We start from the raw sequence: 17,355 nt of genomic DNA on the forward strand, positions 1-17,355 counted from the left end.
GCGGCTCAGCGCTGCGGATTGTCGCGCATGTGCTGATGCAGCTCGCTGGTCAGGCTTTCGATGCGCTCGGTCAGGTTCTTGGTCATTTCCGTGAGCCGGGTGTTCTGCTCCAGCAATTCGAGCAGTTGCGCGGCGTTCTTCGCGGCCTGGGCCTGGCGTTCGCTGTTGGCCACGGCCAGCGCTTCGCGGTGCTGCGCGTCGGCCTCCGACTGGGCCTTGTCCCGGGCCGCCTGGCGGGTCTGGGCCAGCAGGATCAGCGGCGCGGCGTAGGCCGATTGCAGGCTGAACGCGAGGTTGAGGAGGATGAACGGGTACACGTCGAAATGGGTGACGCCGGACATGTTGAGCGCGACCCACAGCACCACCACCAGCGTCTGCGCCCCCAAGAACATGGGCGTGCCGAAGAACCGCGCAAAGGCCTCGGCTCGCAGGGCGAAGGCGTCGGTGCCGAAGGTGGGGGCGAGGTGGGCATGGGGGCGGTGGAAACGCAGGTGGTCGACAGCGGCTGAATCGGGTTTGGACGGGGTCATGGTCGGCTCGGTGGGGCTCTGGGGTTACGGGTCACTATAGCGTTGTGCGGGGGGCGGATGGCCGAGGCCGGGCTGGTGGTCACGTAAAACACTGTGGGAGCCAGCCTGCTGGCGATGGCGGCAGCCTCGGCGCTGCAAGACGCCTGGGCGGACTCAGACGCTGGATCGGCTCAAGGCCACGCAGACGGTGTTCCGTCCGGTGTGCTTGGCGGTGTAGAGCGCCTTGTCGGCGTCATCCAGCCAGTCCAGTGCGTCGGGGTAGAGGCCTTGGTAACGGGCCAGGCCGATGCTCAGGCTGACCCGCAAGGCGGGCACGTCCGGGTGGCGGTAGCGATCCAGGGCCTGGCGCAGTTGCTCCATCAAGGCCTCGACCTTGTTCAGCGGCAGGTTGGGCAGGATCGCGCAGAACTCGTCGCCGCCGTAGCGGCCCGCCAGTTCGCTGTCCGGCAGCAGGCGTTTGATTTCATGGCTCAGTTGTCGCAGCACGGTATCGCCGACGATGTGACCGTAGCTGTCGTTGATCGCCTTGAAGTGGTCGATGTCGATCAAGGCCAGAATGGCCTGGCTGCCGTGCGCCCGGCATTGGTCGAACTTCAGGTGCAGCAGGTCTTTCCAGGCGCCGTGGTTGAGCAGGCCGGTCAGGCTGTCGGTGCGGCTCAAGGCGCTGAGGGTGCGCTTGTGTTCGGCCAGCTTGATCGCCAACCGGTAGCAGACCATGCCCAACGCCAGCGGATAGAGGGTGAGCATCGGCAGGCAGGCCCAGACCTGAATCGGCGTGGCCGTGAGCGTGAACCGCACGCCGAACAGCGCCCAGCCCAGCAGCACGCCGGCCAGCTGGGCGAGGGCGCCGGGCACGAACAGGCGCAGGCCGCCGGCGGCGACGTTGTTCATGGTCATCATCGAGAGGATGGTCACGGTGGTCAGCGGGTTGAACTGGAAGCACGCGGTCCAGAAACCGCCGCACACCGAGTCATACAGCAGGTTGCGGCGTTCGGCGCGGTAGGGGAAGGCCGAGCGGCTGGAGCATTGGTAGGCGAGGTGGGGCCAGATAAACCCGTTGAACACCAGCAAGGCCCAGAGCCAGGCCGGCATGCCCAGCGGATAGAGGGCGGCGCCGACGCTGAAGAAGCCGACACCCAGGCCGATGGCCCGCGGCAGGTAAATGCGTCTGGCGAATGACAAGCCTTTGCCGCGTTGGTTTTCCATGATGTTCTGCGCCAGATTCATTCTGAAACACTTTGATGTGTTCTTCTCGGACTTACCGTTCATCGGCAAATTGTCGGACATTGTCATTTATTCCAGCGGGAATAATCAGTGTCCTTCCGAGCCATTTAACCGTGGGCAGAAGCAACGGAAGCCCGGGCTAGAGCTGATAGCGGGCCAGGAACATGTCCAGCGCCGCCTCCACGACGGTGTGCTGCATGTCTGGGTTCAGAGCCGCACGGCCCATGGACATCTGTGGCCAGAAACCGAACGCCTTGATCAGGCCCTGTATCTGCTGGGACGCGAATTCGGGATCCGCCGGCTTCAACCGGCCGTCGGCCTGGGCGGCCCGTATCCAGGAGGTCAGGCCTTCCTCCCGCTCGCCCAGACGCGCCACCATGTTCTGTGCCCTTTCCGGGGAATGAATGGTGGTGGCGATCACCACCCGGGCCAAGGTGAGGAAGTTTTCGTCGGCCATCAGTTGCACCTTGGCCATTACCCGCTCGCGCAATTGCTCGCGCAGGGGCTGGTCGGCGCTGTAGGGCGTGGTCTGCTCGGCGGAAATCCGCGCCCACAGTTGGTTGAGGATTTCGGTGAACAACTCCTCCTTGCTGGGGAAGTGGTTGTACACCGTGCGTTTCGACACCCCGGCGGTGGCCGCAATCTTGTCCATGCTGGTGACGTCGAACCCGTTGGCGCGGAATTCGGCGATCGCCGCCTGGATGATGGCTTCGCGTTTGCGGTCGGTGAGGCGTTGGGGGGCTGTCATAAGTTCGATTCGGCAGGCAGAGGGTGAAATTACACTCGGCAGTTTACTTGTCGTCCGGTTTGATGCAACCTAGAAAGTACACCGGTCAGTGTAATGTTGCGTTAATCGGTGCACCCTAAAACCAGATGTCCGGCTGATGCGTGCGTGCCTTGGCCATTTACTGTCCTACCCTTGGAAGACCGTGCATGGCGCGGTTCTCTGGAGTCATTCCGTCATGGCCGAATCCGTTTCTTCGATGAGCAACGCCACCGCGCCCGAAGCCTCCCGCCAGGCCCAGGGGCTGTTTCGCAACCATGCGCCGGTGCAGCGTGAAGGTTTTGGCAAGATGATGCGCATCATGTGGAACATGATCTTCCACAAACCGCGCAATACCCGTCCGGCCGCCGCCATTCCGGTGCAGGCCCTGACCCGCGCCGACCTGTTGGCGGCACCGAACCACAGCGTCTACCGCCTTGGCCATTCGACCCTGCTGCTCAAGCTGCAAGACAAGTTCTGGGTCACCGACCCGGTGTTCGCCGAACGTGCCTCGCCGGTGCAATGGGCCGGCCCCAAGCGCTTTCACCAGCCGCCGATCAGCATCGACGAACTGCCGCCGATCGAGGCGGTGATCCTGTCCCACAACCACTATGACCATCTCGACCAACAGGCCGTGCTTACGCTGGCGGACAAGGTCAAGGTGTTCCTTACCCCGTTGGGCGTGGGCGACACCCTGACCAAGTGGGGCATCGACGCGGACAAGGTTCGCCAGTTCGACTGGTGGCAAGGCACCGACGTCGCCGGCATCCGCTTCATCGCCACGCCGTCGCAGCACTTTTCCGGTCGTGGCCTGTTCGACGGCAACAGCACCCTCTGGGCTTCGTGGGTGATCATCGACGGTGACACGCGAATTTTCTTCAGCGGCGACAGCGGCTACTTCGATGGCTTCAGGCGCATCGGCGAACAGTTCGGCCCGTTCGACCTGACCCTGATGGAAACCGGTGCCTACAACGTCGAATGGCCCCACGTGCACATGCAACCGGAGGAGACCCTGCAGGCCCACCTCGACCTCAAGGGCCGCTGGCTGTTTCCGATCCACAACGGCACGTTCGACCTGGCGATGCACGCCTGGCATGAACCCTTCGACCGTATCCTGGCCCTCGCCTGGGACCGCAGCGTCGCCATCACCACTCCGCAGATGGGGGAGGTCTTCAACTTGGCGCAGCCACATCGCGGGAGTGCGTGGTGGCTGGCGGTGGAAGGGGATGCAGAGGTGCTGGTGCAGGGGGCCTGAGGGTACCGAACCGGTTCGCGCCTGCGAGGCAAACCGGACTATTCCGCCATCGCGAAGTCGCTGCGGCCGCCAAGGTCCTGCGTCATGCCCTTCACATTCCCGCCCCGCGCCGGCGCAAAGCCGGGGAAAAACACCAGCCCCTGCGCCTCGAAGCGGTAGGTCAACGCGAGGCGCGAGGCCTCCGCCACGTCCTGCTGCGCTTCGAAGCGCTGGATGTCATCCGTGGAGACGCCGGCCTCCCGCGCCAGCGCCTCCACACTCCAGCCCAGCATCGCCCGGGCCTGGGCGCAGTGCGTCGGGGTGAACTGGAACAGGGCAATGCGTTCGAGAATGAGGTTCATCGCAGAAGTGGCCATGGTGGTGTGCTCCGGGCGCAGAAATGCTGGCTGAAAGTGTACTGTGTTTTTGTACAGTTGTTTTCAGGCCGGATCAAACGCAATTTCGCGTTTTTGCGAACCAACGGCAGCTGACCGGACGAACGGTGCAAGCGGCTGCGCCTCGATTCCCGCACGCAACCTCGCCATAATGCGCCCCGCGTTTGACTGCGCCGGTTCCAAGCCCGGCGCGACCTCCTACTCATTCAGGGATCGATTCATGTTCAAGGGATTGTTGCGTCCGGCCTTGGCGGCCACTGCGCTGTTCGCGCTTATGACGGCTGCTCACGCCGCCGATACCCGTCAGGTCTTTACCGGTACGCTGGGCAAGATGCCGATCGTCCTGGAAGTGAACACCGCCGATGCGGAACAGGTGAGCGGTCGCTATTTCTACGAGAAGTACCACCGTGACCTGGAGCTCGGCGGTACGCTGCAGGACGGCGTGCTCACGCTCAACGAAGGCAACTCCCGTTACAGCGCAGAAGACAAACCCTTGCCGACTCTCACGCTGACACGGGCCGGCAACGGCTGGCAGGGCGAGTGGCAGAGCCCGCAGGGCAAAAAGCTGCCGGTGCGTCTCACCCAAGCCGCATTGCCTGCCCCGGCGCCAGGCGCATTGCCCTATGTCGCTGCATTGCCGGGCAGCGACCCCTACGAGTATCTGCGGCTGCGCGGGCTCACGCTCAAGCCGGTGAAAAAAGAGACGTTCATGGGCTACGACCTGCAATGGTGGGCAGAGCCTGAGTCGAAGATTTCACTGTTCACGGTCGAGTCCGGCTACGCAAAAGAAGAACGGCAACGCATCAACGAACATCTGCTCGGCCGGCTCTGGAGCGAAGTCAGCGACTATCACCGCTGCATGATGGATGGCGGCGAATATGCCGAGTTCGATCAAGGGGCTGCCCCCACGTTCCTGTCGCCGGAAGTGGTCAGCCTGGAGATTTCCACCGGCTACAACTGCGGCGGTGCGCATCCGGACTTCGGCAGTTCGCCGATCAACCTCGATGTGCGCACCGGCGAACTGTTGAAGCTCAAGGATGTGCTGTGGATCGGCGAGCCCGACAGTCAAGCGACCGAATACGATCAAGGCAAGGTGATGGCGCCATGGCTGGTCAAACAGTTCGCCACGCTCTATCCCGAAGAAATGAAGAAGCCTGCCGAAGACGACGGCGAGTGCGACTACACCGACGAAAGTGTCTGGGGATATTCCAACTGGCACTTCACGGCGAAGGGCATTTACATGGGCGCTTACTTCGCGCGCATCCAACGCAACTGTGACAACCCCGAGTGGTCCGTGTTGCCGTACTCGGTGGTCAAGCAACACCCCGGCGTCGTCAAACTGCAACTGCCCCAGGGCTGAGGGTCACGCCAACCCCGGCGCTTCCCGCACTATGAAGTGATCCAGGTTTTCAATGTTTGCACTGAACACCCCGAACGTCTGTTCGGGGTTTTTCTTGCTCGGCACCTGCTTCAGCTCCGGCGTCACGCCATAGAAGAAACAGAACAGTTCCTTGTCGCTGTCGATAGCGTGCTTGATCTCTTCCAGGAACGCCTTGCGCTTGCGGTAGTTGTCGATGAGTTTCTTGCTCAGGTACACGTTCACCGAATACGGTTTCTTCTTCGCCTCGTCCGCTTGCTTGAACCAGACCTTCTGTTCGAAGTCGATGCGCAGGCTTTGGGTGTAGTCCTTGATCTCCTTGATCTTGCCCCAGTAGATCAGCCCTTTGTTGTCCAGCAGGTATTCGACCTTCTTGAAGAACGAACCATAGGGCGCGGTGTGTTCGCCGATCTTGAGCGGCATGCGCTTGAGCAGTTCCTTGTCGGCGAAGTTCGACACGAAACATTCCACCGGGTGGGCGAAGACCGTGGTCTTGTCCGGCGCCGTGTCGCGGCCTGCGGACGGCTTGGCGTTCGTCGGCTCTGCACGGAGCGGATCGTCCCGCCGCACATCCGCCCCCACTTCCACAGCCGGCGGCTTGCGCACGTACTCACGTCGGGTCAGCAGCAACTCAGACGGAAAGTGCTCTTCCCGCCCTTCGTCGCCGTCCTCTGTTGCGCTTCCCGACGCCGACGCTTTCAGGCTCGCGTACGGACATCCCGCCACATGCTGCGTCGTCGGCAGGTTCTTGAAGTGCGGTGTGCGTACGTAGTTCACGTTCTTGGCATTGAACGTCCCCAATTCATTCGACACTTCGGATGCTGCACGGCAGGCATTGTTGGGGCACTGGAAATGTTCCTTGGCCGAATCGAAGTCCACTGTCTCGTCGAAGTTGAGGTCGCGGACGTCATAGATCGAAAGTTTGTCGTCGAGGCTGACGCAATAGGCGAGGTCGAACTTCATGGCGGGGACTGGTTCCTTCAGTGGAGCGGGGCGGTGAGCGTCTGAATGCGTTCCTTGATGCGATCAAGATCCTTGAGTTCGCACTCCCAGATCACATCGACACGCCAGTCCAACAGCTTCAGCTTGTTAATGCAACGCTCGTCCCGTTGGGCATTGGCCTCGAACTTCTGCGACCAATACTCAGGGCGCGTTTTAGGAACGGACGCGAACTTGCAGCCATGCCGATGCCAAAAGCAACCGTGCACGAAGAGGCACAGCCGATGCTTGGGAAAGACCAGGTCAGGCGACCCCGGCAGGTCTCGCCGATGCAAACGAAACCGCAGCCCCATCGCATGGCACAAGGAGCGGACGACCCGTTCAGGCTTGGTGTCCTTGCCCTTGATCTGCGCCATGAGCCTGGAGCGCTGCTCTGCCGTGATCCGGTCTGCGCACATACCGATCCGCCTCTTGGGGCTTGCGTCTGCGGACAAGCATGGGAGCGTTGCGGCGACCAGGTCAAGGCGCCAGAGAGGACGGTTATTCGGGCACTAACCGCTTAACCCGCTGGTAGAGCTTCTCAGTGAATGCCTCACGGTCATTGGAGTGATGGCAACGGCGATGACAGTTCGGGCACAACGCTACAGCGTTGGTGATTTGATCGGAGCCCTTATCGGCAAGCGGTTTGACGTGATGGACTTCCAGAAACGGCAAATCGAATTTGTGGAAGGGGGCGGGTTCTCCGCAGCCTTCGCAATGACCGTTGGCTTCATTGCGAACCCACGCCCTGACGCCGGGATCGCGAACAAAGACGGTGCGGGAGTTTTCAGCTTTCTTCGGCTTTTTGATGCCCTTCGGTGGTTCCTTGAACTCAAGCTTTTGAAGTGCAGCGGCACGGCGCTCCAGCGTTTCTTCATCCGCCGTCGGAACAGTAGGGTTGCCCGGTTGAACACCCCGATCAGCAAGCGCGTCCCGAATCCAATGCTCAACTTTCGGCCCCACGTTCTTCGCCGGTTTGTAGCCCTTGATCGGTTGCCGATCCATTGTCATCAAAACCCTGGAGATGTTCTGCATTCGGAATTCGACGGAGCCTTTGGTGCGGGTGGGCAGGGCTGAGGCACGCAGAGCGCGATTCTCATGGGCCTTGTTGAATTTTTGGCCGGCCAGTTCTTGCTCCAGCATCTTCAGATAGGCGTCAACGGCCGCCTCGATCTCAAACACTGTCCAGTCGCTGTCTTTCGTTTTGTCGCTCATACATTCGCCGAGGGTTGGAATCCCTTGGACGATACTGAGTGGCCATTACGGATGTCTACGAAAATTCCTACAGAGAATCGCGATTAATCTCGCGAACATTCCTACAAGGACACAACGCTGAAGATGTTCTGAACCGATGGGAAGGAGCAAAACTATTCCTTCCCCAATAAAAAAGCCCCGATCAGATCGGGGCTTTTGCTTTTTCGGCTGGTCGACTCAGACCGCAACCGTCAAACCGTGGCGAACCGGGGATCAATCCCAGCTCAACGCACCACCGGTTTGGTACTCGATCACACGAGTCTCAAAGAAGTTCTTCTCCTTCTTCAAGTCCATGATCTCGCTCATCCACGGGAACGGGTTGGTGGTGCCTGGGTATTCTTCCTTCAGACCGATCTGCGACAGGCGACGGTTGGCGATGAACTTCAGGTAGTCCTCCATCATCGCCGCGTTCATGCCCAGCACGCCGCGAGGCATGGTGTCGCGGGCGTATTCGATTTCCAGCTGGGTGCCTTGCAGGATCATCTGCGAAGCTTCTTCCTTCATTTCGGCGTCCCACAGGTGCGGGTTTTCGATCTTGATCTGGTTGATCACGTCGATGCCGAAGTTCAGGTGCATGGATTCGTCGCGCAGGATGTACTGGAACTGCTCGGCGACGCCGGTCATCTTGTTGCGGCGGCCCATGGAGAGGATCTGGGTGAAGCCGCAGTAGAAGAAGATGCCTTCCAGGACGCAGTAGTAGGCGATCAGGTTGCGCAGCAGTTCCTTGTCGGTTTCGACGGTGCCGGTGTTGAATTCCGGGTCGGAGATGGCGCGGGTGTATTTCAGGCCCCAGGCGGCTTTCTTCGCGACCGACGGGATCTCGTGGTACATGTTGAAGATTTCGCCTTCATCCATGCCCAGCGATTCGATGCAGTACTGGTAGGCGTGGGTGTGGATCGCCTCTTCGAAAGCCTGGCGCAGGATGTACTGGCGGCATTCCGGGTTGGTGATCAGACGGTACACGGCCAGGGCCAGGTTGTTGGCGACCAGGGAGTCGGCGGTGGAGAAGAAGCCCAGGTTGCGCATGACGATGCGGCGCTCGTCTTCGGTCAGGCCTTCCGGGTTTTTCCAGAGGGCGATGTCGGCGGTCATGTTGACTTCTTGCGGCATCCAGTGGTTCGCGCAGCCGTCCAGGTACTTCTGCCAGGCCCAGTCATACTTGAACGGTACGAGTTGGTTGAGGTCGGCGCGGCAGTTGATCATGCGCTTTTCGTCGACGGCGACACGGGCGGCGGAGCCTTCGAGTTCGGCGAGGCCTTCGGCGACGTCGAGCGAATCCAGTGCGGCCTTGGCGCGGGCGACGGCGGCCGAGTCGTTGGCGGTCACGGCGCGGGCCTCGAGGGCGGCGGCGCCGCCGGCGCTGTCGAGGCGGTCCAGGGTGGCTTCGGCATTGTTGCCGGCGGCGGCTGGTTTGGCCGCTGCTTCACTGTCTTCTTTGTCGAAATCGTCCCAGCTCAGCATGACGTGTCGTCTCCTGCGTGAGGGCCGGATGCCCGTGTGAAAACCGGTTGTGGGTTGTTCACACGGCCGTACCGGCCGCGTTGGATCTAAAGGAATCGTTTTTTGCAGCAGCTAAGGCAGGCAATAAAACTTGAATTTGTACGGGTGCCGGGAGCCTCTGACGGGCGCAGGCGTCGTCGGACGCTGCTGCGAGGCTCCGGACTGGCTGCGGATCCCTGTAAGGGAATATTGCAGGCCCGTTTAGGGCGGCATTATAGGGAATTTTTCCCCGCCGTGGTGGGGCGAATCCGCGCATGGGGCGGTCAGGAGGGCGGCTTTTTCGGTCGGAGCGAGAGTTTATGGGGCTTTGGCGGCAGAAGATTTTTTTTCGCAAAAATCTCGCGTTTGCGGGTTTGTTCAAAAAACGAACAAAAAAACCGTGTTTTCACTATATGTTGTGTTTTGCAAGCCCTTTCGGCATCGGAAAACACAACTGAGCCCGGCCGAAGCCGGGCTGGAATCGACGTTCAGCGCATCGCTGAACGGGCCGGTGCGGTGCAGTCCCGGTCAGCCGTTGGAGCAGCCGTTGCCCATGACGCTGTAACGCAGGATATGGCGCTGGCCCTTGGAGTCGTCGTATTCCATTTTCATCGGCACCACTTCACACACATTCGGCACTTCGCTCATGGACACCACTTTGGCGATGTCCAGGTGGGTGGAGTAAGTGTATTCCTCGATCACCGGTTGTTGCTGCGCGACATCAGTCGGGACCTCGTCTGCCATGGCGGTTGCGCACAGACTGCTGAGGGCCAGAACCAATAAAGCTTTCATTTCAAAGTTACCTTCTTGAGGTCGAGTGGGGGCACGCAACCTTTTTGGGGTTGCGTGTGGAACTTCATTGCTTGGGTTACTTGAAGCGGAGCGTGATTAACGGCCTTCGTGGGGGCTGTAACGTTGTTAATCGCTTTGCCTTGTCGGCGAGGCAGATTCTAGGGAGGCGGGGTGGGGGTAAACAGAGCGGGTTTTGATAAACACCTTTGGCAGATTTCGTAACAATCGCCCGATATCGTGTAAGCGGAGGCTTACCGCGGAGGTGGACCGCCTGGAATACCCAGTCGCCGGAATCGCCGGCAGGCCAGATCCCACAAGGGCTGCGGTTAACTGGGCGGGCTCGGTTATGGCGTGCTTCGGGATTGTCTGGATGTTTTGTAGGGGCTTGTTACTACCATCGTCGAATGGTTCTATACGGGCGCCCCGGCTACAACAGGGTCATACAAAAACAACTATTACACCGAGGTAGGAAAGATGAGTGCGGCTTCCCTGTATCCCGTTCGCCCTGAAGTTGCGGCCAATACGCTGACCGACGAGGCAACCTACAAAGCCATGTATCAGCAGTCGGTCGTCAACCCGGACGGCTTCTGGCGCGAACAGGCCAAGCGCCTCGACTGGATCAAACCTTTCACCGCGGTGAAGCAGACATCGTTCGACGACCATCACGTCGACATCAAGTGGTTCGCCGACGGCACCCTGAACGTTTCCTACAACTGCCTCGACCGTCATCTGGCCGAGCGCGGCGATCAGATCGCGATCATCTGGGAGGGCGACGACCCTTCCGAAAGCCGCAACATCACCTACCGCGAACTGCACGAACAAGTCTGCAAGTTCGCCAACGCCCTGCGCGGCCAGGATGTGCACCGCGGTGACGTGGTCACCATCTACATGCCGATGATCCCTGAAGCCGTGGTCGCCATGCTGGCCTGCACCCGGATCGGCGCGATCCACTCGGTGGTGTTCGGCGGCTTCTCGCCGGAAGCCCTGGCCGGGCGCATCATCGACTGCCGCTCCAAAGTGGTGATCACCGCCGACGAAGGCATCCGCGCCGGCAAGAAGATCCCGCTCAAGGCCAACGTCGACGACGCGCTGACCAACCCGGAAACCAGCAGCATCCAGAAAGTCATCGTGTGCAAGCGCACCGCCGGCGACATCAAGTGGAACCAGCACCGCGACATCTGGTACGAAGACCTGATGAAAGTGGCCGGCACCGTGTGCGCACCCAAAGAGATGGGCGCCGAAGAGGCGCTGTTCATCCTTTACACCTCCGGCTCCACCGGCAAGCCGAAGGGCGTGCAGCACACCACCGGCGGTTACCTGCTGTATGCGGCCATGACCCACGAGCGCGTGTTCGACTACCGTCCGGGGGAAATCTACTGGTGCACCGCCGACGTGGGCTGGGTCACCGGGCACTCCTATATCGTCTACGGCCCGCTGGCCAACGGCGCGACCACGCTGCTGTTCGAAGGCGTGCCGAACTACCCGGACATCACCCGGGTGGCGAAGATCGTCGACAAGCACAAGGTCAACATCCTCTACACCGCACCGACCGCGATCCGCGCCATGATGGCGTCCGGCACGGCGGCCGTCGAAGGGGCGGACGGCAGCAGCCTGCGCCTGCTCGGTTCGGTGGGCGAGCCGATCAACCCGGAAGCCTGGGACTGGTACTACAAGAACGTCGGCCAGTCCCGCTGCCCGATCGTCGACACCTGGTGGCAGACCGAGACCGGCGGCAACATGATGAGCCCGCTGCCGGGCGCCCACGCCCTCAAGCCGGGTTCGGCGGCGCGTCCGTTCTTCGGTGTGGTGCCGGCGCTGGTGGACAACCTGGGCAACATCATCGAGGGCGAGGCCGAGGGCAACCTGGTGATCCTCGATTCGTGGCCGGGCCAGGCGCGTACCCTGTACGGCGATCACGACCGTTTCGTCGACACCTACTTCAAGACCTTCCGCGGCATGTATTTCACCGGTGACGGCGCCCGTCGCGACGCCGACGGCTACTACTGGATCACCGGGCGGGTGGACGACGTGCTCAACGTGTCCGGCCACCGCATGGGCACCGCCGAGATCGAAAGCGCGATGGTCGCCCACCCGAAAGTCGCCGAAGCGGCGGTGGTCGGGGTGCCGCACGACATCAAGGGGCAGGGCATCTATGTCTACGTCACCCTGAAGAACGGCGAGGAGCCGACCGAGCAACTGCGCCTGGAACTGAAGAACTGGGTGCGCAAGGAAATCGGCCCGATCGCTTCGCCGGACGTGATCCAGTGGGCGCCGGGGCTGCCGAAGACCCGTTCGGGCAAGATCATGCGCCGGATCCTACGCAAGATCGCCACCGCGGAGTACGAAGGGCTGGGTGATATCTCGACCCTGGCGGACCCAAGCGTGGTGCAGCACCTGATCGATACCCACAAGACCATGAATGTCGCGTAAGCGGCGGGTCTGACGTGCTGAAAAGCCCCGTCCGGCGCATGCCGGGCGGGGCTTTTTTCTGTCTGCGGATTCTCGGGCGGGAGGGTTGGCGTCATCGCTGGCAAGCCAGCTCCCACAGGGATTTGCATGGAAACCGATATCCCTAACCCGCCACGAAACCTTGTGGGAGCTGGCTTGCCAGCGATGGCAATCGGTCAGGCAAGTGAAGAATCTGCGAAAACTCCCCAACCAATAATTATCGGTTTCCCCCGTCAGACGCTTCCCGCTGTTACCGGCCCGTCTTCAAGTTACTGAATGTGTAACCGCCCGCTCCGCAACGGGGCAATGGGAAACGCCGCGCCCGGTTTCAGGGCCTCAAAATGCCCTGCGCAAAATTAGACGGAACGCTGCGCTTGCCGGATTAGAAGGGTTTGCGAATAATAGGCCCGCAATTTGCAACATAGATCGGTTCACTGTCTTTTGCTCTTGCATGAAATTGCGGAGCTGTCAATCTGCTCGGGCGGGTTTCTCGGTGCATCTGTAATTAGTTGTCGCATTGAAGAAATATCGGCTTCGGGCCTGTCGCTAGAATGCCGATCACTCGCTCGTCGTGGCTCGTGTTTAAACCCCAGGCGTTTTCGCCGGGAAACGTCCGACCGATGCAGCGCCGCTTTCCGATCCACCCATTCGCATATTGGGCTGTCGCTCACTCTGCCGTTTTTGCCCTTTACCGATGGAGTCCCAAGATGAAGAAACTTGTGCTGCTTGGCGCCCTGGCACTGTCCGTGCTGTCCCTGCCATCGTTCGCTGACGAAAAGCCTCTGAAGATCGGTATCGAAGCGGCCTACCCTCCATTCGCCTCCAAGGCCCCGGACGGCAGCATCGTCGGTTTCGACTACGACATCGGCAACGCCCTGTGCGAAGAGATGAAGGTTAAGTGCCAGTGGGTCGAGCAAGAGTTCGACGGCCTGATCCCGGCCCTGAAGGTGCGCAAGATCGACGCGATCCTGTCGTCCATGTCGATCACCGAAGACCGCAAGAAATCCGTGGACTTCACCAACAAGTACTACAACACCCCGGCCCGACTGGTCATGAAGGAAGGCACCGCTGTCAGCGACGGCCTGACCGAGCTCAAGGGCAAGAACATCGGCGTGCAGCGCGGCTCGATCCACGAGCGCTTCGCCCGTGAGGTCCTGGCCCCGCTGGGTGCCGAGATCAAGCCGTACGGCTCGCAGAACGAAATCTACCTCGACGTGGCCGCCGGTCGCCTCGACGGCACCGTGGCAGACGCTACCCTGTTGAATGACGGCTTCCTGAAGACCGACGCCGGCAAGGGCTTCGCGTTCGTCGGCCCGCAGTTCACCGACGAGAAGTACTTCGGCGACGGCGTCGGCATCGCCGTGCGCAAGGGCGACGCGCTCAAGGACAAGATCAACACTGCCATCGCGGCCATCCGCGAGAACGGCAAGTACAAGCAAATCCAGGACAAGTACTTCGACTTCGACATTTACGGCAAGTAAGTTCGTCGCACGATCCGTCCGAAATGGCGCAAGCAACAGAATCTCTGCGGTTTGCGCCATTTTTTCATCCCAACTTTCGAGGACCTGAATCATGTTGAAAGGCTACGGGGCTGTCATCCTCGACGGCGCATGGCTGACGCTTCAGCTCGCCTTGTCGTCCATGGCCCTGGCGATCGTTCTCGGTCTGATCGGTGTCGCGCTGCGGCTGTCGCCGGTGCGCTGGCTGGCGTGGCTGGGCGACCTGTACGCCACGGTGATCCGCGGAGTGCCCGACCTGGTGCTGATCCTGCTGATTTTCTACGGCGGCCAGGACATGCTCAACCGCGTGGCGCCGATGCTCGGCTACGACGAATACATCGACCTGAACCCGCTGGCCGCCGGCATCGGCACCCTCGGCTTCATCTTCGGTGCGTACCTCTCGGAAACCTTCCGTGGCGCGTTCATGGCCATTCCCAAGGGGCAGGCCGAAGCGGGCATGGCCTACGGCATGAGCGGTGTGCAGGTGTTCTTCCGGGTGATGGTGCCGCAGATGATCCGCCTGGCGATCCCGGGCTTCACCAACAACTGGCTGGTGTTGACCAAGGCCACCGCGCTGATTTCCGTGGTCGGCCTGCAAGACATGATGTTCAAGGCCAAGCAGGCGGCCGACGCCACCCGCGAGCCTTTCACCTTCTTCCTGGCAGTGGCGGCGATGTACCTGGTGATCACCAGCGTCTCGTTGCTGGCGCTGCGTCACCTCGAGAAGCGCTACTCGGTAGGCGTAAGGGCGGCTGAGCTATGATCTTCGACTACAACGTCATCTGGGAGTCGCTGCCGCTGTACCTCGGCGGGCTGGTGACCACCCTCAAACTGCTCGCGCTGTCGCTGCTGTTCGGCCTGCTCGCGGCGCTGCCGCTGGGCCTGATGCGCGTCTCGAAGAACCCGGTGGTCAACATGACGGCCTGGCTCTACACCTACGTGATCCGCGGCACGCCGATGCTGGTGCAGCTGTTCCTGATCTACTACGGCCTGGCCCAGTTCGAGGCCGTGCGCGAAAGCTTCCTGTGGCCGTGGCTGTCCAGCGCGACGTTCTGCGCATGCCTGGCCTTCGCGATCAACACCAGCGCCTACACCGCCGAAATCATCGCCGGCAGCCTCAAGGCCACGCCGCACGGCGAGATCGAAGCGGCCAAGGCCGTGGGCATGTCGCGCTTCAAGATGTACAAGCGCATCCTGCTGCCGTCGGCCCTGCGCCGGGCGCTGCCGCAGTACAGCAACGAAGTGATCATGATGCTGCAGACCACCAGCCTGGCGTCCATCGTGACCCTGATCGACATCACCGGCGCGGCCCGCACCGTCAACGCGCAGTTCTATCTGCCGTTCGAGGCGTACATCACCGCCGGCGTGTTCTACCTGTGCCTGACCTTCATCCTGGTGCGCCTGTTCAAGCTGGCCGAGCGCCGCTGGCTGAGCTACCTGGCCCCGCGGAAGCACTGACATGGAACGCATCGACCACGTATTGCCGTGGAGCCACCTGGGCAGCGAGCGCCGGATTTCGGTGTTCCGCTTCGGAGGCGGGGAGCGCAAGGCCTACATCCAGGCCAGCCTGCACGCCGACGAACTGCCGGGCATGCGTACCGCCTGGGAACTGAAGAAGCGCCTCGGCGAGCTCGAAGCCCAAGGCCTGCTCAACGGCGTCATCGAACTGGTGCCGGTGGCCAACCCGCTGGGTCTTGGCCAATTGCTGCAAGGCAATCACCAGGGCCGGTTCGAGGCGGGCAGCGGCAAGAACTTCAACCGCGACTTCGTCGAGTTGAGCGCACCGGTCGCAGCGGCGCTGGGCGAACGCCTGGGCGATGATCCGCACGCCAACGTCCGGCTGATCCGTCAGGCGATGGCCGATCACCTGGCGGCGTTGCCCGAGGCGAGCAGCCAACTGCAAGGCATGCAGCGCGTGCTGCTCAGCCACGCCTGCACCGCTGACGTGGTGCTGGACCTGCACTGCGACGCCGAAGCCGCGCTGCACCTGTACGCGTTGCCGCAGCACTGGCCGCAGTGGCGTTCGCTGGCCGCGCACCTGAACGTTAAAGTGGGATTGCTGGCGGAAGACTCCGGCGGCAGCTCCTTCGACGAAGCCTGCTCGCTGCCGTGGCTGCGCCTGTCGCGCCAGTTCCCGGAGGCGTCGATTCCCCTGGCCTGCCTGGCGACCACCGTCGAGCTGGGCGGCCAGGCCGACACCGGCCGGGCGCAGGCCGAGGACTGGGCCGAAGGTATCTTGGCGTTCCTCGCCGAGCAGGGCCTGATCGGCGGCGAGTGGCCGAAGCCGGCGCACGAGCCTTGCGAAGGCATGCCGTTCGAGGGCACTGAGTTGCTGTTCGCGCCGCACCCCGGTGTGGTGAGCTTTTTGCGCAGGCCCGGCGAATGGGTCGAGGCCGGCGATGAGATTTTTGAAGTGATCGACCCTGTGTCCGATCGGGTCAGCACGGTGTGTGCTGGTACGTCCGGGGTGCTGTTTGCCATTGAACGGCTGCGATATGCCCAACCCGGTTTCTGGCTGGCCAAGGTGGCGGGGCGCGAAGCGCTGCGTCACGGGCGCTTGCTCAACGACTGACTGACTGTTTTTGTGAGAACCGACCGCATGTACAAACTTGAAGTCCAAGACCTGCATAAACGCTACGGCAGTCACGAAGTGCTCAAGGGCGTGTCCCTGAAGGCGGCAGCCGGCGATGTGATCAGCATCATCGGCTCCAGTGGCTCCGGCAAAAGCACTTTCCTGCGCTGCATCAACCTGCTCGAGCAGCCGCACGCGGGCAAGATCCTGCTCAACAACGAAGAGCTCAAGCTGGTGGCGAACAAGGACGGCGCGCTGAAGGCGGCCGACCCGAAACAGCTGCAGCGCATGCGCTCGCGCCTGTCGATGGTGTTCCAGCACTTCAACCTGTGGTCGCACATGACCGCGCTGGAAAACATCATGGAAGCGCCGGTGCATGTGCTGGGCGTGTCCAAGGCCGAGGCCCGCGAGAAGGCCGAGCACTACCTGAACAAGGTGGGCGTGGCCCATCGCAAGGACGCCTTCCCGGGGCACATGTCCGGTGGCGAGCAGCAGCGTGTGGCGATCGCCCGTGCGCTGGCGATGGAGCCGGAAGTGATGCTGTTCGACGAGCCGACCTCGGCCCTCGACCCGGAACTGGTGGGCGATGTGCTCAAGGTCATGCAGTCCCTGGCCCAGGAAGGCCGCACCATGGTGGTGGTGACCCACGAAATGGGCTTTGCCCGTGAAGTGTCGAACCAGCTGGTGTTCCTGCACAAAGGCCTGGTGGAAGAGAGCGGCAACCCGCGCGAAGTGCTGGTCAACCCGCAGTCGGAACGTCTGCAGCAATTCCTCTCGGGCAGCCTCAAGTAAACGCTCCCTTTATGCAC

General features: G+C 61.7%; 17 protein-coding genes. 8 read left to right on the top strand and 9 right to left on the bottom strand.

Annotated features, from left to right (window positions below; all coding sequences use genetic code 11):
• Positions 1–5: 5 nt before the first annotated feature.
• The 3 genes from CAG33_RS01370 to CAG33_RS01380 form a co-directional block, all read right to left on the bottom strand.
• Entirely contained in the window at positions 6–530 is a 525-nt protein-coding gene (locus CAG33_RS01370) for a DUF1003 domain-containing protein (protein ID WP_085578251.1), read from the bottom strand.
• A 153-nt stretch (positions 531–683) separates the two neighbouring features.
• Positions 684–1,736, bottom strand: coding sequence for a diguanylate cyclase (locus CAG33_RS01375; protein ID WP_085578298.1), 1,053 nt, complete (start codon positions 1,734–1,736; stop codon positions 684–686).
• A 157-nt stretch (positions 1,737–1,893) separates the two neighbouring features.
• Positions 1,894–2,502: a TetR/AcrR family transcriptional regulator gene (locus CAG33_RS01380; RefSeq protein WP_085578250.1), complete on the bottom strand. Its 609-nt coding sequence runs from the start codon at positions 2,500–2,502 to the stop codon at positions 1,894–1,896.
• 214 nt (positions 2,503–2,716) lie between these two features.
• Here CAG33_RS01380 and CAG33_RS01385 point away from each other — a divergent pair, with 214 nt between their 5' ends.
• A complete protein-coding gene (locus CAG33_RS01385) occupies positions 2,717–3,772 on the top strand; it encodes an MBL fold metallo-hydrolase (RefSeq protein WP_085578249.1) in 1,056 nt (351 codons plus the stop codon).
• A 38-nt stretch (positions 3,773–3,810) separates the two neighbouring features.
• Here the strand turns inward: CAG33_RS01385 and CAG33_RS01390 are convergent, their stop codons facing one another.
• On the bottom strand, positions 3,811–4,128 hold the full coding sequence (locus tag CAG33_RS01390; RefSeq protein ID WP_085636652.1) for a hypothetical protein: 318 nt from the start codon (positions 4,126–4,128) through the stop codon (positions 3,811–3,813).
• 238 nt (positions 4,129–4,366) lie between these two features.
• Here CAG33_RS01390 and CAG33_RS01395 point away from each other — a divergent pair, with 238 nt between their 5' ends.
• Positions 4,367–5,506, top strand: a complete 1,140-nt coding sequence (locus tag CAG33_RS01395; RefSeq protein ID WP_085636654.1) for a hypothetical protein — start codon at positions 4,367–4,369, stop codon at positions 5,504–5,506.
• Between the two features lie 3 nt (positions 5,507–5,509).
• Here the strand turns inward: CAG33_RS01395 and CAG33_RS01400 are convergent, their stop codons facing one another.
• The 5 genes from CAG33_RS01400 to CAG33_RS01420 all read right to left on the bottom strand — a co-directional run bounded on the left by CAG33_RS01400 (position 5,510) and on the right by CAG33_RS01420 (position 10,027).
• The gene (locus CAG33_RS01400; RefSeq protein WP_085636656.1) at positions 5,510–6,487 is read right to left on the bottom strand and encodes a hypothetical protein; all 978 of its coding nucleotides are present in this window, start codon (positions 6,485–6,487) and stop codon (positions 5,510–5,512) included.
• 17 nt (positions 6,488–6,504) lie between these two features.
• Positions 6,505–6,921, bottom strand: coding sequence for a very short patch repair endonuclease (locus tag CAG33_RS01405; RefSeq protein ID WP_085578245.1), 417 nt, complete (start codon positions 6,919–6,921; stop codon positions 6,505–6,507).
• Between the two features lie 82 nt (positions 6,922–7,003).
• Complete coding sequence (locus CAG33_RS01410) at positions 7,004–7,717, bottom strand: HNH endonuclease signature motif containing protein (RefSeq protein ID WP_085636659.1); 714 nt, start codon at positions 7,715–7,717, stop codon at positions 7,004–7,006.
• 252 nt (positions 7,718–7,969) lie between these two features.
• A complete protein-coding gene (locus CAG33_RS01415; protein ID WP_085578244.1) occupies positions 7,970–9,217 on the bottom strand; it encodes a ribonucleotide-diphosphate reductase subunit beta in 1,248 nt (415 codons plus the stop codon).
• Between the two features lie 546 nt (positions 9,218–9,763).
• Entirely contained in the window at positions 9,764–10,027 is a 264-nt protein-coding gene (locus CAG33_RS01420) for a DUF2790 domain-containing protein (RefSeq protein ID WP_085578243.1), read from the bottom strand.
• Positions 10,028–10,501: 474 nt separating this feature from the next.
• On the opposite strand from CAG33_RS01420, the gene acs reads away from it, so the two are divergent.
• The 6 genes from acs to CAG33_RS01450 all read left to right on the top strand — a co-directional run bounded on the left by acs (position 10,502) and on the right by CAG33_RS01450 (position 17,338).
• Entirely contained in the window at positions 10,502–12,457 is a 1,956-nt protein-coding gene (gene acs, locus CAG33_RS01425; protein WP_085578242.1) for an acetate--CoA ligase, read from the top strand.
• A 725-nt stretch (positions 12,458–13,182) separates the two neighbouring features.
• Positions 13,183–13,956 carry an ABC transporter substrate-binding protein gene (locus CAG33_RS01430; protein WP_085578241.1) on the top strand — a complete coding sequence of 258 codons (774 nt, stop codon included), beginning with the start codon at positions 13,183–13,185 and terminating at the stop codon, positions 13,954–13,956.
• A gap of 91 nt (positions 13,957–14,047) precedes the next feature.
• Positions 14,048–14,737, top strand: a complete 690-nt coding sequence (locus tag CAG33_RS01435) for an ABC transporter permease (RefSeq protein WP_085636661.1) — start codon at positions 14,048–14,050, stop codon at positions 14,735–14,737.
• The gene (locus CAG33_RS01440) at positions 14,734–15,432 is read left to right on the top strand and encodes an ABC transporter permease (RefSeq protein WP_085578239.1); all 699 of its coding nucleotides are present in this window, start codon (positions 14,734–14,736) and stop codon (positions 15,430–15,432) included. The genes CAG33_RS01435 and CAG33_RS01440 overlap by 4 nt, the downstream gene beginning before the upstream one ends.
• Before the next feature lies 1 nt (position 15,433).
• Positions 15,434–16,546 (top strand): M14 family metallopeptidase, encoded by a 1,113-nt coding sequence (locus tag CAG33_RS01445; RefSeq protein ID WP_085578238.1) that lies wholly within the window; start codon positions 15,434–15,436, stop codon positions 16,544–16,546.
• Positions 16,547–16,573: 27 nt separating this feature from the next.
• On the top strand, positions 16,574–17,338 hold the full coding sequence (locus CAG33_RS01450; RefSeq protein WP_085578237.1) for an ABC transporter ATP-binding protein: 765 nt from the start codon (positions 16,574–16,576) through the stop codon (positions 17,336–17,338).
• The last annotated feature ends 17 nt before the right edge of the window (positions 17,339–17,355 follow it).

It is taken from the genome of Pseudomonas sp. B3(2017), assembly GCF_002113595.1.
Classification (GTDB): Bacteria; Pseudomonadota; Gammaproteobacteria; order Pseudomonadales; family Pseudomonadaceae; genus Aquipseudomonas; species Aquipseudomonas ekonensis.

What these genes read in the sequence shown, in the direction of transcription:
- CAG33_RS01390 (WP_085636652.1), bottom strand. Translation starts at nt 4,128, where the DNA reads ATGGCCACTTCTGCGATGAACCTCATTCTCGAACGCATTGCCCTGTTC.
- CAG33_RS01415 (WP_085578244.1), bottom strand. Translation starts at nt 9,217, where the DNA reads ATGCTGAGCTGGGACGATTTCGACAAAGAAGACAGTGAAGCAGCGGCC.
- CAG33_RS01395 (WP_085636654.1), top strand. Translation starts at nt 4,367, where the DNA reads ATGTTCAAGGGATTGTTGCGTCCGGCCTTGGCGGCCACTGCGCTGTTC.
- CAG33_RS01420 (WP_085578243.1), bottom strand. Translation starts at nt 10,027, where the DNA reads ATGAAAGCTTTATTGGTTCTGGCCCTCAGCAGTCTGTGCGCAACCGCC.
- CAG33_RS01370 (WP_085578251.1), bottom strand. Translation starts at nt 530, where the DNA reads ATGACCCCGTCCAAACCCGATTCAGCCGCTGTCGACCACCTGCGTTTC.
- CAG33_RS01385 (WP_085578249.1), top strand. Translation starts at nt 2,717, where the DNA reads ATGGCCGAATCCGTTTCTTCGATGAGCAACGCCACCGCGCCCGAAGCC.
- CAG33_RS01380 (WP_085578250.1), bottom strand. Translation starts at nt 2,502, where the DNA reads ATGACAGCCCCCCAACGCCTCACCGACCGCAAACGCGAAGCCATCATC.
- CAG33_RS01410 (WP_085636659.1), bottom strand. Translation starts at nt 7,717, where the DNA reads ATGAGCGACAAAACGAAAGACAGCGACTGGACAGTGTTTGAGATCGAG.
- CAG33_RS01375 (WP_085578298.1), bottom strand. Translation starts at nt 1,736, where the DNA reads ATGGAAAACCAACGCGGCAAAGGCTTGTCATTCGCCAGACGCATTTAC.
- CAG33_RS01430 (WP_085578241.1), top strand. Translation starts at nt 13,183, where the DNA reads ATGAAGAAACTTGTGCTGCTTGGCGCCCTGGCACTGTCCGTGCTGTCC.
- CAG33_RS01435 (WP_085636661.1), top strand. Translation starts at nt 14,048, where the DNA reads ATGTTGAAAGGCTACGGGGCTGTCATCCTCGACGGCGCATGGCTGACG.
- acs (WP_085578242.1), top strand. Translation starts at nt 10,502, where the DNA reads ATGAGTGCGGCTTCCCTGTATCCCGTTCGCCCTGAAGTTGCGGCCAAT.
- CAG33_RS01400 (WP_085636656.1), bottom strand. Translation starts at nt 6,487, where the DNA reads ATGAAGTTCGACCTCGCCTATTGCGTCAGCCTCGACGACAAACTTTCG.
- CAG33_RS01450 (WP_085578237.1), top strand. Translation starts at nt 16,574, where the DNA reads ATGTACAAACTTGAAGTCCAAGACCTGCATAAACGCTACGGCAGTCAC.
- CAG33_RS01440 (WP_085578239.1), top strand. Translation starts at nt 14,734, where the DNA reads ATGATCTTCGACTACAACGTCATCTGGGAGTCGCTGCCGCTGTACCTC.
- CAG33_RS01405 (WP_085578245.1), bottom strand. Translation starts at nt 6,921, where the DNA reads ATGTGCGCAGACCGGATCACGGCAGAGCAGCGCTCCAGGCTCATGGCG.
- CAG33_RS01445 (WP_085578238.1), top strand. Translation starts at nt 15,434, where the DNA reads ATGGAACGCATCGACCACGTATTGCCGTGGAGCCACCTGGGCAGCGAG.